Origin of the sequence: Nonomuraea sp. MG754425 (assembly GCF_021699195.1) — a bacterium.
Lineage (GTDB): Bacteria > Actinomycetota > Actinomycetes > Streptosporangiales > Streptosporangiaceae > Nonomuraea.
In genome coordinates, this window is the sequence record NZ_SSXE01000236.1 from 1 (window position 1) to 14,184 (window position 14,184).

10 protein-coding genes are annotated in these 14,184 nt (G+C 74.1%); 8 read left to right on the forward strand and 2 right to left on the reverse strand.

Annotation, left to right across the window (positions count from 1 at the left end; all coding sequences use genetic code 11):
- The first annotated feature begins 26 nt into the window (after positions 1-26).
- Complete coding sequence (locus tag FAF44_RS46775) at positions 27-857, forward strand: carbohydrate deacetylase (protein ID WP_237109919.1); 831 nt, start codon at positions 27-29, stop codon at positions 855-857.
- A gap of 48 nt (positions 858-905) precedes the next feature.
- On the opposite strand, the gene FAF44_RS46780 is transcribed toward FAF44_RS46775, so the two are convergent.
- On the reverse strand, positions 906-2,771 hold the full coding sequence (locus tag FAF44_RS46780; protein WP_237109920.1) for a potassium transporter TrkA: 1,866 nt from the start codon (positions 2,769-2,771) through the stop codon (positions 906-908).
- A 136-nt stretch (positions 2,772-2,907) separates the two neighbouring features.
- Positions 2,908-5,760: an AfsR/SARP family transcriptional regulator gene (locus tag FAF44_RS46785; protein WP_237109921.1), complete on the reverse strand. Its 2,853-nt coding sequence runs from the start codon at positions 5,758-5,760 to the stop codon at positions 2,908-2,910.
- 191 nt (positions 5,761-5,951) lie between these two features.
- Between FAF44_RS46785 and FAF44_RS46790 the strand changes: the two genes are divergently transcribed.
- The 7 genes from FAF44_RS46790 to FAF44_RS46820 form a co-directional block, all read left to right on the forward strand.
- Positions 5,952-6,962 carry a M23 family metallopeptidase gene (locus FAF44_RS46790; RefSeq protein ID WP_237109922.1) on the forward strand — a complete coding sequence of 337 codons (1,011 nt, stop codon included), beginning with the start codon at positions 5,952-5,954 and terminating at the stop codon, positions 6,960-6,962.
- Positions 6,963-7,011: 49 nt separating this feature from the next.
- The gene (locus FAF44_RS46795) at positions 7,012-8,457 is read left to right on the forward strand and encodes an N-acetylmuramoyl-L-alanine amidase (protein WP_237109923.1); all 1,446 of its coding nucleotides are present in this window, start codon (positions 7,012-7,014) and stop codon (positions 8,455-8,457) included.
- A gap of 279 nt (positions 8,458-8,736) precedes the next feature.
- On the forward strand, positions 8,737-9,951 hold the full coding sequence (locus FAF44_RS56180) for a cytochrome P450 (protein WP_237109924.1): 1,215 nt from the start codon (positions 8,737-8,739) through the stop codon (positions 9,949-9,951).
- A gap of 67 nt (positions 9,952-10,018) precedes the next feature.
- Positions 10,019-11,380, forward strand: coding sequence for a cytochrome P450 (locus tag FAF44_RS46805; protein WP_237109925.1), 1,362 nt, complete (start codon positions 10,019-10,021; stop codon positions 11,378-11,380).
- Entirely contained in the window at positions 11,377-12,420 is a 1,044-nt protein-coding gene (locus FAF44_RS46810) for a hypothetical protein (protein WP_237109926.1), read from the forward strand. The genes FAF44_RS46805 and FAF44_RS46810 overlap by 4 nt, the downstream gene beginning before the upstream one ends.
- On the forward strand, positions 12,417-13,661 hold the full coding sequence (locus FAF44_RS46815; RefSeq protein WP_237109927.1) for a cytochrome P450: 1,245 nt from the start codon (positions 12,417-12,419) through the stop codon (positions 13,659-13,661). The genes FAF44_RS46810 and FAF44_RS46815 overlap by 4 nt, the downstream gene beginning before the upstream one ends.
- Positions 13,658-14,184 (forward strand): polyprenyl synthetase family protein (locus FAF44_RS46820; RefSeq protein ID WP_237109928.1); only part of this gene is annotated, 527 nt, incomplete at its 3' end. The genes FAF44_RS46815 and FAF44_RS46820, both read left to right, overlap by 4 nt.

A 14,184-nucleotide genomic window follows, 5' to 3' on the forward strand; every position in this document is an offset into this window, starting at 1 on the left:
GACGAGGCCCCCGTGGAGCGGCACGGATGAGCCGGCGCGTCGTGATCACCGCCGACGACCTCGGCCGGGAGCCCGGCACGACCGAGGTCGTCCTCGACCTGCTCGCCGAGGGGCACGTCTCCGCGACCACGCTCATCACCCTCTCCCCGGCCGCCGAACCGGCCGCGCGCCGGGTCCGGGAACTCGGCGTCCTGCCGCGGCTGCACGTGACGCTGACGAGCGAGCGCGGGATCCCGCGCTGGCGCCCGCTCGGCGGCGCGGCCGGCCTCGCCGACCCGGACGGCACGCTCACCGACGACCCGCACACACTCGGCGCCCGCGGCGAGGCCAACGACGTCATCGGGGAGGCGGACGCGCAGCTTCGCTGGATGCGCGAGCGCGGCCTCATGCCCGCGGCGGCCGACTCGCACGCCGGCACCCTCTACGGCCTGCACGGCCGGTCGTGGCTGGCCGAGTCGCTCGGCTGGTGCGCCCGCCACGGTCTGGCCTTCCGGCTGCCCCGCGACCCGGAGCCGTATCTGGGCGGGCCGCTCCCGCCGCAGCTCGCGGCGGCGCACGAACGCGCCGTCGCCCTCGCTGACACGCTCGGCGTACGCCTCCCGCAGACCATCGCGACCAACCGCCGCACCGCCGCCGACCTCGGCTCCTACGAACGGCTAAGGGACGACTACCTGCGCCGGCTCGCGGCCCTTCCCGAGGGCACGAGCGAGCTGTTCCTGCACCCGTCCAGCCAGGACGCGGTCGCGGGTCCGGACGGCGTCGTGCGGGCCTGGGAGGCGCGGCTGCTGCGCGACCCGGTGTGGCACCGCGCGCTGCGCGACGAGGGCGTGCAGGTCGTCGGCGGCTGGTGGAGCTGACCAGGGGCGGGCCGCGCCTGAGGTGATCGGCCCGCCCCGGCGGCGGGCTCAGCTCTCGGCGAGCACGATGACGCTGTCGCGCGCCTCCAGTACGAGATCGACGTCCTTGGGCGGGTTGAGCCGCACCCCGTAGGTCGGCGCGTCCTGGCTGTGGTCGTGCAGGCGGTAGCCGATGGCGGACTCGCCCCGCCGCCGCGCGGACTCCAGGACGGTCGCGAAGTTCACCGTCGTCCCCGCCGGCACGTACGCGTGGGCGGGCTTGAGGTAGATCTCCGAGCCGGACGGGTCGAAGAGCGCGGCGAAGACCCCGTGCAGGTGGCGGTTCTCGCTGAGCTGCGTCAGCAGCAGGCTGATCAGCCTGCTGCTGACGATGAAGTCGTCGGCCTTGGTCACCTGGGCGACCTCGCGGTTCTGGTCGTCGTGCATCTCGGTGACGATCGAGAACGGGTCGCCGAGCCGCTCCTCGATGTCGCGCAGGTGCAGGAGCGTGACCAGGGTGCGGTCGTCGGCGTGGCCGGGCTCGATCTCGTCGTCGGCGAGCACCACGATGTGCTGGTAGCCGCCGAGGTCGAGCTGTTCCAGGGACGGCCTGCTGGTCGGCCGGCAGGGCTTGTGCCGGACCGACAGGTTGGCCCGCGCCGAGCCCATCGCCTCCTCCGGGCGGCGGGGCGCGGCGATGTCCACCACCGAGCCGGGCTCCACGAGACGGTCGAGCAGGTCGATGATCCTGGTGCCGCGGGCGTTCCAGCCGATCAGCAGTGTGCGGTCGGGCTCGGCCGCCCGGCCGCCCGCCTCCACCACCGCCTCCTCCCTGATCGGCGGACGCCTGGACGAGGGCCGGATCAGCAGGTCGTCCTCGGCCAGCACGATCACCTGGTCGCCGGGCTCGATCAGGGTCTTCATGTCGGGGTTCACCAGGGTGCGGCCGTCCGCGGTGCGCAGCCCGATGGGCACGCCCAGGTCGTAGGCGTGCAGGGCCTCGCCGAAGGTCGTGCCGGTGAGCGCGGGCTCCGTGCGCAGGTACAGCTCGTTGCCCGCGAAGTCGAGCAGGTCCGTGCAGACGGTGGACAGGCCGGCCTGCCGGTGCGACTGCACCACCAGCCGGACGGCGATGTCGTCGGCGTCGATGACCAGGGCGGCCTCCCCGCCGGCCAGCCGGGCGGCGGCCAGGTTCTCGGTGCGCTGCACCGCCGCGACCACGTGCGGCCTGCGGGGCCGCCAGACCCGGTTGTTCAGCAGCAGCAGCGTCTTCATGACGTCGATGTCGGCCTCGGCGCCCGCGCGCGGCAGCACGATGATCGACTTGGCCGTGTCGGGGCTCACGAGCTCCAGGTCGGCGCGGTTGAGCGGGTTGCCGGAACGGCAGATGACCCGGGTCTTGCCGGTGTCGGGGATCCGGGCCCGGATCTGCTCCTCCATGTCGACCTTGTCGTGCTCGGCGAGCACCACCACGCAGGAACGGCGCTCGCCCTGGTTCGCCTTGACCAGCTCGCCGATCACCGTGAACACGTGGTCGGACCAGCCGAGCACGATCGTGTGGCCGCGCTCGATCAGCCGGGAGCGTCCCTTGCGCAGCTTGTCGATCTGCTTCTCCAGGCCCGTCGTCAGCACGCCGATGAGGGCGCTGACGATGAAGATGCCGCCGACCGTCACGATCAGCATCAGGCTCAGGAAGAGCGCGCTGCCCTCGTCGCCGCCCATCGTGCCCGGGTCGAGCGTGCGCAGCAGGCTCATCCAGGCCACGCCCGGCCAGCCGCCGTTCTGCTCGGTGTCGGTGTTGGTCAGGAGCACCACGAGGATGGTGACCACGCCGATCATCAGGGCCGAGCACAGCCCCAGCCAGCCGATCAGCGCGGGGGTGCCGCGGTCCATCGTCCGGTCGAACCAGTAGCGCAGCCGATCGCGCACCTTCATGTACCCCTCGCCATCGCTGTTTGTGATCAGAGCGTCGCTCTATGTGATATCGCGCCTGAGCAGCCTAGCGACGCGCGGCGGTTTTCTCCCGCGTTATCGCGCGATGGACCGGACTTTGCCCGCGCCGGTCGCTGCGTCAGCGCCGGCCGGCGACCTCGCGCAGTTCCGCGCGCAGTTCGACGGCGCGGTGCAGGTAGTGGGAGGCCAGTGCGGTGCGCCCGGCCGAGCGGTAGAGCTCGCCGAGCGTCTGGAACGTGGCCGCCTCCCCGCTGCGGTCTCCGAGCTGCTGGAAGATCGCCAGGGACGCCTGGAGCCGGTCCGAGCCGTCGGAGCGCTCGCCCCTGGCCGCCTGCAGCCCGCCCAGCCCCTGCAGCGCGTACGCGCCGCAGTGCCGGTCGCCGAGCGTCTCGAAGATGTCCAGCGCCCGGCCCTGGAAGCGGATCGCCTGCTCGGCGTCGGCCTGCATGTCGTGCAGGCGGCCCAGGTGCATCGACACGCAGCCCTCGCGGTGGGCGTCCCCGAGCTCCCTGGCCAGCCGCAGGGCCTCGTTGAGCCACCGGGACGCCTGGCGCGGATCCCGCAGCGACAGGTGGACGCGCCCGATCGCCTGCCGCGCGTAAGCCTCGCCGCTGCGGTCCCCGACGGCCAGGAACATGGCCAGGGCGTGACGGAAGGAGCCGAGCGCCCGCAGGTGCTCGCCGGAGAACTGACTGACCGCGCCCAGCCCGCAGATCGAGATCGCCTCGCCGCGCACGTCCCCGAGTTCGCGGAAGAGCACACGGGCGCGCCTGAGCATGTCGCCGGCCTCGGCGTAGCGGTCCTGGTACAGGCACACCTGGCCGAGGCCGCGCAGCATGGCGGCCTCGCCGCGGCGGTCGCCGGCCGCGCGGGCGCTGTCGAGGGCCAGGCGGTGCGTGAGCTGCCACTCGTCCAGGCGGCAGTGCAGGTCGAAGTAGGGGACGAGGGCGGCGGCGAGGCCCCACGCGGCGGCGGCCGGCCCGGTGCCGGCGGCCAGCCGCACCGCCTCCACCAGCGACTCGCGCTCGGCCTCCAGCCACGACAGCGGGTCGGCGCCCAGCCGGTCGAGGGTCTCGTCCGGCGGGGTCCAGGTGGCGGGCTCCTCGGGGGTCAGGCTGAACAGGGTGGTGGGCAGCAGGGCGGTGGCGTGCCCGGCGGCGCTGGTCCAGCCGCCGACCACACGGGCGAGCGCCTGCCGCTCCGCCGCGCCGCCCGGGTGCTGCCTGGCCTGGCAGCGCATCAGGTCGTGCAGCCGGTAGCGGGGCTGGCCGACGGCGTCGGTGCCGGCCAGGCGCAGCAGGTTGGCGTCCACGAGGGAGTCCACGACCGCCTCCGCGCCGGGGCGGCCGAGGACGGCGTCGGCCACCCAGCCGGGCACGGAGGTGGAGCCGAGCAGGCCGAGCGCGCGGAAGGCGACGGCCGCCTCGCCGGTCAGGCGGCGGGTGCTGCGTTCGAGGGAGGCGCGCACCTCCAGGTCGCCGGCGCGCAGCTCGTCGAGCCTGCGGGTCTCGTCGGCCAGGCGCTGCTGCAGGACGCTGAGCGGCCAGTCGGGACGCCCGGCCAGCCGGGCCCCGGCGACCCGCACCGCCAGCGGGAGATGGCCGCAGGAGCCGAGGATGTCCAGGGCCGCCTCGCGCTCGGCGGCCAGCCGGCGCGGGCCGATGATGCGGCCGAGGAGCCGCTCGGACTCGTCCGGCGGCAGGACGTCGAGTTCGAGCAGGAGCGCCCCGGGTAACTCGGTGATCCGGCGGCGACTGGTGACCAGCACCGCGCAGCCGTTGCCGGGCAGCAGGGCGCGCACCTGGGCGGCGTCGGCCGCGTCGTCGAGGAAGACGAGCATGGGCCGGTCGGCCAGCAGGGAACGGTAGAGGGCGGAGCGCTCGTGCTCGGTGGGCGGCAGGGCGGCGTCGCCGACGCCGAGCGCGCGCAGCGCCTCGGCCAGCAGGTCGGCAGGCTCGGCCGGGGCCGGGTCGGTGCCGCCGAGGCACAGGTGCAACTGCCCCGCCGGGTAGCCGGCGCGTACGGCGTGGGCGCAGTGCACCGCCAGCGCCGTCTTGCCGGCTCCGGGCGGGCCGACGACGACGGCGATCGACGGCGGCCCGTCCGGCTGGTGCCCGCGCGCCGACAGGCAGTTCGTCAGGGCGGTGACGGCGGCGGCCCGTCCGGTGAAGTCGGCGATGTCGGCCGGGAGCTGGTAGGGCGGCGGCGCGACCGGCGCGGGGGCGGGTTCCGCGGCTTCCTCGGCCAGCACGCGGGCGTGCGCCTCGCGCAGGTCGTGACCGGGTTCGATGCCGAGTTCCTCGACGAGCTGAGCGCGTACGACGGTGTAGGCGTGCAGCGCCTCGGCCCGCCGGCCGCCGCGGTGCAGGGCCAGGATGAGCTGCTGCCAGAGGTCCTCGCGGTAGGGGTGCTCGCCGATGAGGTCGCGCAGGTCGTCGATGGCGGAGGCGTGCTCGCCGGTGGCGAGCTTCGTCGCGATCAGCTCCTCGGCCGCCGCGAGCCTGGCCTGGGTGAGCGAGCGCAGCCGCGCGTCCCACGAAGGGCTGGCGGGCAGGTCGCTCAGCGGGTCGCCGCGCCACAGCGCGAGCGCCTCGCGTAACCGGGTGGCCGCCTCCTCGGTACGCCCGGCGGCCCGCGCCCTCGCCACCAGGTCCTCGAACAGCAGCAGATCCAGCCGTTCGGTGTCCACCTCGATGGCGTAGCCGGAGGGGTGGGCGGCGATGCGGGCCCCGGCCTCGCCGAGGAGGCCGCGTAAGGAGCTCACGTACGTGCGCAGGTTGGCCGTCGCGGACGAGGGCGGGGTCCCGGCCCACAGCACCTCGACGAGCGTGTCGGAGGTGACCACCTGGTTCGCGTCGAGCAGCAGGGTCGCCAGGAGCTGGCGCGGTTTGGTGCCCGCGACGCGCAGGCTCCGGTCCGCGACCCGGACCTGTAAGGGCCCGAGGACACCGAAGGCCGATTGATCAACCACTATGACCGCACCTACTCCTTGGCTGGAGGTGTTGCAACCATTGCCGGGTCGAGCCTTTATACCGATTCTGGATGTTCTTTGTACGCCGTACTCGCAATCTTGAGCCCCAGCAAGCGCACGTCGAGAGATCCACTTGATCATGATCGGCGCCGGGGCGGACCGCGTCCCGGGGCCGTAAGGAAAGGATCCTGATGAGACCCAGCAGCGTGCTCACAGTGGGGCTGGTCCTCGCCTGCGGGCTCGTGGCCGGCCCGGCCGCCTCCGCCGCGCCGACCCCGGCTCCCAGCCCGTCCGCGTCGCCGGCCGCGTCCGCCACGACGCCCGCCGCCGGGGCCACGCGCGACCCGAACGACCCGGCGAACCAGGTGACCGTCCCCGAGGTCTCGACCCTGGCCGCGCCGAGCTTCCAGCTCCCCTTCCCCTGCGGCCAGAGCTGGACGGGCAACTCCAGCGGCAGCAGCGCGCACACCTCGTACGAGATCGACTTCAACCGCGGCAGCTCCGCCTCCGCCGACCTCGGCGACACCGTCGTGGCCGCCGCGGCCGGCACCGTGGTCATCTCCGCCCACCAGGGCTCCACGAACGGCTACGGCAACCTGGTCAAGATCGACCACGGCGGCGGCTGGACGTCGTACTACGCCCACCTGAACGCGCGCTCGGTCACCGCCGGCGCCCAGGTCACCCAGGGGCAGAAGGTCGGCACCGTGGGCCAGACCAGCAAGCCGGGCAACAACATCAGCCCGCACCTGCACTTCGAGGTCCGCGAGGGCACCAGCTACCCGTCCAACGTCCGCAAGGCCGTCTTCAACGGCACCACCTTCGGCTACCCGAACCAGACGCTGACCTCGAAGAACAAGTGCGGCGGCGGTGGCACCACCAACCCGCACACCGCCACGTCCGTCTGCGGGACCGGCTACAAGGTGATCGACTCGGCCGCGCTGGGCACGGCGGGCACGGCGTACCTGCTCTACAACTCGGCGAACGGCAACAACTGCGTCGCCACCATCAAGAAGACGTCGCTGGGCACGGCCACCGCCACCAGCGCGTACCTGGAGGTCCAGGGCAAGACGCGGGTGACCGACAGCGGCAGCTTCGCCTACTACGCGGGCCCGGTGCGCGCCGCGGCGGCCGGCAAGTGCGTCAAGTGGGGCGGCAAGGCGGGCTCGTCCGTCTACGACAGCCCGTTCGAGCACTGCGGCTAGCGCACCCTTGCGCATCCGGCTCATGACGACAACGAGGAGGACGAACACCGTGCGAGCCCGACTGCGACGATCGGCCGTGCTGCTGACCGGCGCGCTGATCCCCGTCTCCCTGCTCATGGGGAACCCGGCCGCCGCCACCTCCGCGGCCACGTCCGCCGCCGACCCCGTCTCGGGGGCGTTCGCGCGGGCGTCCGCCGCTCACGAGGTGCCGCGTGACCTGCTGGTCTCGCTCGCCTACGCCGAGACCCACCTGGACGGGCACGACGGCGAGCCCAGCGCCAGCGGCGGCTACGGCGTCATGCACCTGGTGGCCTCCCGCACGCTGGAGCGCGCGGCCACGCTCACCAAGCGGCCCGTCTCGGCGCTGAGGAGCGACCCCGCCGCCAACATCGACGGCGGCGCGGCCGTGCTGCGCGCCCTCGCCGACGAGACGGGCCTGGACGCCGCCGCCCGCAAGGACCCCGCCCGGTGGTACCAGGCCATCGCCCGCTACGGCGGCTCCACCGCCCCGGACGTGGCCCGCCTGTACGCCGACACCGTCTACGACCTGATGGCCGAAGGCGTGCGGGCCACCACGCCGGACGGCGAGAGCGTCACGGTCAAGCCGCGCGCCGTCGAGCCCGACCGCGGCGCCTACGCCAAGGCCAAGGACCTGGACGGCCCGAGCACCCTGGCCGCCGCGACGGACTACCCGCAGGCCGCGTGGGTGGCGGCCAACAGCGCCAACTACGCCGTCTCCAGCCGCCCGTCGAGCGACGCGATCGACCGGATCGTCATCCACGTCGCGCAGGGCTCCTACGCCGGGACCATCTCCTGGTTCCAGAACCCGGCCGCGAAGGTCAGCTCCCACTACGTGGTCCGCTCCTCCGACGGCGCCGTCACCCAGATGGTCAGGGAGAAGGACCGGGCCTTCCACGCCGGCGACTACAACCGGCGCTCGGTCGGCATCGAGCACGAGGGCTACGTGAGCGACGCCACCTGGTTCACCGACGCGATGTACCGTTCGTCGGCCGCGCTGACCCGCAACATCGCCGACCGGTACGGCATCCCCAAGGACCGTACGCACATCGTCGGCCACAGCCAGGTCCCCGGCGCCGACCACACCGACCCGGGCGGCAACTGGAACTGGACCACGTACATGAACTACGTGACCGGTGGCGGCGGCGCGACCAACCCGCACACCGCCGAGTCGGTGTGCGGCACGGGCTACCAGGCGATCGACTCCGCGGCCCTGGGCTCGGCGGGCACGGTCTACCTGCTCTACAACTCGGCGAACGGCAACAACTGCGTCGCCACCATCAAGAAGACGTCGATCGGCACGGCCACCGCCACCAGCGCCTACCTGGAGGTCCAGGGCAAGACGCGGGTGACCGACAGCGGGAACTTCGCCTACTACGCGGGCCCGGTGCGCGCCGCGGCGGCCGGCACCTGCGTCAAGTGGGGCGGCAAGGCGGGCTCGTCCGTCTACGACAGCCCGTTCGAGCACTGCGGCTAGTCCGGGGCTGAGGACGCCGGACCGGGCGCGGGCGGGTGACACCGCCCGCGCCCTTCGCGGCCGGGCCGGAGGCACGTGGTGGCCGCACGGGGATAGCGTCAAATGACCGGCGGCCGTGCCAGGACCGGCGCATCCGCGTCCCCGCGCAGGTCAGGACCGGTGACGGGGGAGCGACAGTTGCTCCTCCTGGAGGTGACGGCGTCCTGGTCTTGGACCCGGGCGCGCCCCGACGCACAGTGCAGACAGCACCTCCAGCCGCACTCCGCGAAGGGGCCTCCCGTGGATCTCCCGCCCGTCCAGCTACCCGTCCCCGGCGAACGCTCCCTGCGGACGGTCCGCCGGCTGCGCGACGAGGTGGGGCCGGTCGTGCCCGTCCGGCTCCCCGGCGGCGTGCCGGCCTGGCTGGTGACCGGCTACGACGCGATCACCGGCGTCCTGGCCGGCGACGACGTCCTGTACAGCAAGGACGCCAGGCACTTCACCGCCCTGCACGACGGGCGCGTGCCCGCCGACTGGCCCATGCGCCACGTCATCGAGGGCGAGCACCTCCTCATCAAGGACGGAGCCGACCACCGGCGGCTGCGCGGCCTGGTCAACCGGGCCTTCACCCCCGCCCGCGTCGAGGCGATCGCGCCGCGCGTGCGGGAGCTGACCGACGACCTGCTCGACGCCCTGGCGGCCGGGGGCGACCGGGCCGACCTGGTGCGCGACTTCACCGAACCGCTGCCGATCAACGTGATCTGCGAGCTGTTCGGCGTCCCGGCGGACGAGCGCGCCGGCATCCGCGCCTGGACCCGGGTGCTCGTCTCGCACGACGCCACCCCGGCCGAGGCCGCCGCGGCGGGGGCCGAACTGCTGGCGTACCTGGCCGCGCACGCCGGACGGCGTCGCCGCGAGCCCGCCGACGACCTGACCACCGGCCTGATCCGGGCACAGGACGAGGACGGTGACCGGCTGACGGACAACGAACTGCGCTGGATCCTGTGGTCGGTCATCGTGGCCGGTCACGAGACCACCATGCACCTGATCGCCAACGCCGTCGTCGCTCTGGGCGCCGACCCGGACCAGCTCGACCGGGTGCGGAAGGACGACGCCTGGGCCGCGGCCGTGGAGGAGGCGCTGCGCTCGCGCAACTCCGTGGTCAGCACGGTGCCCCGCTACCCGCTGCGCGACGTGCGCATCGCGGGTGTGGACGTCCGCGCCGGGGAGGCGGTCGTGGTCGGGTTCGGCGGCGGCGGCACCGACCCCGCCCGCTACGGCGCGGACGCCGAGCGGTTCGACGTCGGCCGCGGGCCGCAGCGGCACCTGGCCTTCGGCCGGGGCGTGCACTTCTGCCTCGGCGCGCCGCTGGCCAGGCTCGAAGCCCGGATCGCGCTGTCGGCGCTGTTCGGCCGCTTCCCCCGGCTGCGCCTGGCCGTGCCGGAGGCGGACCTCGTGTACACCGCGTCGATCATCACCGAGGGGCCGCGCGCCCTGCCGGTGCTGCTGTCTTGACAGCTTTGTCAGGAATCACCGTCATCTGACGCAAGTCTCCCGTCCGGACCCGGCGCAGGATCCGGCTATGGACACAAGCCAGACGATCGTCCGACAACCCGCCGACCTCCCGGGGGCGTGGCCGCTGCTCGGCCACATCGTGCCCATCCTGCGGCGGCCTCTGGAGTTCCTGCCCGCCGCGTCCGGACACGGCGACGTGGTCAAGGTGCGCTTCGGACGGCTGCCCGTCTACGTGGTCACCCACCCGGCCGCCGTGCGCGACGTCCTCGTCCCCGGAGACCTGGACTACCGGCGGGGACGCATCTTCGACCGGCTCGAACCGGCGCTGGGCAAGGGCATCGCCACGGTGTCCGGGTCCGAGCACCGCCGCCTGCGCCGGCTGCTGCAACCCGTCTTCACCCGCGAGCGCCTGAGCGGCTACGCCGCCGTCATGCGCACCGCCGCCGAGGAGTGCACCGCCTCCTGGCGCGACGGCCAGACCCTCGCCGTGGACGAGGTCATGAACGACCTCGCGCTGACCGCGCTCACCCGCAGCCTGTTCAACGTCACCGCGCACCCCGCCACCGCCGAGGCCGTCAAGCACGGCATGCGGCTGCTCACCCACGGCCTCCTGCTGCGTACGGTGCTGCCACCGGCGTGGGAACGCCTGCCCACCCCCGGCAACCTCAGGTTCCGGCGCGCGACGGCCGCCATGCACGCCGCCGTGGACGACGTCATCGCCGCCTACCGCGCGGCCGGAGGCGACCGGGGCGACGTCCTGTCCGCCCTGCTCGGCGCGCGCGACGACGACGGGCACGGCCTGTCCGACCAGGAGGTGCACGCCCAGGTGACGACGCTGGCGCTGACCGGCGTCGAAGCGCCCGGCGCGGTGCTGGGCTGGGTCCTGTACGAGATCGGCCGCGATCCGGCGGTGGCCGCGCGGGTCGAGGCCGAGATCGACGCCGTCCTCGGCGACCGGCCGCCCGGCTTCGACGACCTGCCCGCCCTGGACTACCTCGGCCGCGTCGTCGAGGAGACGCTGCGGCTGCGCACGCCCCTGGTGTTCATGCGGCGCACGCTGACCGACGTGCGCGTGGGCGGCTCCGTCATCCCGGCCGGGGCGGAGGTCATCTACAGCCCGTACCTGCTGCACCACGACGCCCGCTGGTTCCCCGACCCGTCGCGCTTCGACCCCGACCGGTGGTTGCCGGAGAACCGGGAACGCATCCCCAAAGGGGCCTACATCCCGTTCGCCGCCGGGGCCTACCAGTGCATCGGCAAGCTGTTCGCCACCATGGAGCTCACCGTCGTCACCGCCGCGATCTGCGCGCGCTGGCGGCTGCGGCCGGTGCCGGGCACGCGGGTGCGCGAGGTCGCCACCGCGCTCGTCCGTCCCGACCGGCTGCCGATGACCGCGCACCGGCGCGAGCGAGCGGCGGGCCCGCGATGACGGGCGGCCACGACCTGCCGGAGCTGCGGTTGCCGTTCGCCACCGCCGTCCACCCGCAGGCGCACCGGGTGCAGGAGCTGACCGAGCGCTGGTGCCGCGGGTTCGGGCTGCTGCCGTCGGCGCGGGCGGCCGGGACGTTCCGCGCGCTCGGCTACGGCCGCGTCATGTCCACCCTCTGCCCGTACGCGCCGCTGCCCGGCCTGGCCCTGGTCACCGACTGGAACAGCTTCTTCTTCGTCACCGACGACCAGCAGAACAACGCCCTCACGACCGGCCGCGCCGAACTGTACGAGGACCTCGTCGCCCGCATGCGCAAGCTCATCGCGGGCGGCGGCGACCAGGCCGCCCACCCCCGGCACCCGCTGCTGGACGCCCTGCGGGACCTGCTGCTGCGCACCCTGCCCGGACGTCCCGCCGCCTGGTCGTCCCGCTTCCGGCACAACCTCGACCTGTGGCTCAAGGGCCACCTGGCGGAGAACTCCTACCGGCTGTCGGGCACGATCCCCGCCGAGGCGGCCTACGTCGCGGTCCGGCGCGACGCCAGCACCGTGCTGCCCACGCTCGACCTCGTGGAGCTGGTCGAGGGCGCCGCCGTGACCGACACCCTCTACTGGACGCCCGAGTACCAGACGCTGATCCTCGGCACGGCCGACATCATGTGCTGGATCAACGACATCCACTCGCTGCACATGGAACGCGACGACCCGATCAACCTCGTCACCGTCCTGGCCCACCACGAGCGCCTCGCCGCCGGGGACGCCGTCGCCGCCGTGGCCGCCCGCATCGCCGCCCGCGTGAGCGAGCACGTCGCCGCGGCCGAGGGCCTGCCATCCGTGATGGCCCGGCAGGGGATGCCGGCCGAAGCGCGGGCCCCGGTCCTGCGGTGGGTGCGCGACCAGCAGTCGTGGGCCGCCGGCATGGAGCGCTGGGACCGCACGGACACGATCCGCTTCGCGGCCTCCGAGATCCCCGAACGCGGCTCGACCGCCTCGTACGTACCGGACCTGCTCGGCCGACCCACCTCAGGAGATTGCCGATGACCGCCCTCCCCTTCGAACTCCCCGTGCCCGGCGAGCCGCTGCCGCGCACCCACACCCGCTTCCGCGAAGCCGGGCCGGTCGTCCCCGTACGGCTGCCCGGCGGGATCGACGCGTGGGCCGTGACCACGTACGACGCCGTGCGCGAGGTGCTGAGCGGCGACGACAAGCTGTTCGGCAAGCACTCCTCCCACTGGCCGGCGCTGCGCGACGGGGCCGTCCCGGCGGACTGGCCGCTGCTGCCGCTGGTGCTCGGCGAGCACATGCTGGTCCGGGACGGCGCGGAGCACCGGCGGCTGCGCGGCCTGCTGGCCAAGGCGTTCACCCGTGCCCGCGTCGAGGCGCTGCGCCCGTGGCTGGCGGCCATGGTGGACGGCCTGCTGGACGACCTCGTCGAAGCGAGCGCCGGCGGCCGTAAGCCCGTGGACCTCGTCCCGCTGTTCACCGAGCAGGTGCCGACGGCCGTCATCTGCGAGCTGTTCGGCGTCCCGGAGGAGTGGCGGGCCCCGCTGCGCGGCTGGTCCAGGACGCTGGTGTCGCAGGACAGCACCGCCGGGCAGACCCACGCCGCCGGCCAGGAGCTGATGGCGTACCTGGGACGGCTGGCCGAGGAGAAACGGCGCGAGCCGGGCGACGATCTCACCACCGCGCTGGTGCGCGCCCGCGACGACCAGGACCGGCTGTCCACCCCGGAACTGGTCGACTCGCTGTTCCTGCTGCTCATCGCGGGTCACGAGACGACCGTGCACCTGCTCGGCCACGCCGTCGTCAACCTGCTCGCCCACCCGGACCAGCTCGCCCGCGCCCGCGCGGGCGGCCTGTGGCAGCAGGTCGCCGAGGAGACCATGCGCCTGCGCCCGCCGATCAGCGCCGCGATCTTCCGGTACGCGCTGGAGCCCGTGGAGATCGCCGGCGTCCCGATCCCGGCGGGCGACCCGGTGATGGTCTGCTTCGGCGGCGCGGCCACGGACCCCGGCCGGTACGGGCCCGCCGCCGACACGTTCGACCTCACCCGCGAACCCCGGGAGCACCTGGCGTTCGGGCACGGGGTGCACACCTGCCTGGGCGCGCCGCTGGCCCGGCTGGAGGCGGAGGTCGCGCTGGCGCGCCTGTTCGACCGGCTGCCCGGGATCGGGGCGGCCGTCCCGCTCGGCGGGATCCCGTACTCGCGGTCCTTCCTGACGTACGGGCCGCAGTCGATCCCCGTCCACCTCGGGCCGGCTCGGGAGCTGGTGAGCCGATGACCGGCAGCACCACCGCGCCCGCCCCCAGGGAGGGGCTGGCGGTGGCCGGGATCCTGGAGCGGGCCCGCCTGCTGGTCGAGCCGGCCCACCGCGCGGTCGTGGACCGGTTCCCGGCCGAGCTGCGGCACATCGCCGGTTACCACGCCGGCTGGTGGGACGGCGAGGGCCGCCCGGCCGGCGGGGGCGGCAAGGCGCTGCGGCCCGCGCTGGCGCTGGCCTGCGCCCGCGCCGCCGCCGGCGGGCGGCCCGGCGCGGAGCGGGCCGCGCTCCCGGCGGCCGTGGCGGTGGAGATGGTGCACGACTTCTCCCTGCTGCACGACGACGTGATGGACGGCGACCGCACCCGCAGGCATCGGCCGGCGGCGTGGGCGGTGTTCGGCGTCGGCCGCACGGTCCTGACCGGCGACCTGCTGCTCACCACCGCCATCCACCACCTCGCCACCACCGGGCCGCACCTCCCGGAGCCGGATGTCCCGGAGCCGCACACCCCGGAGCCGGATGCCCTGGAACCGGGTGTCCCGGC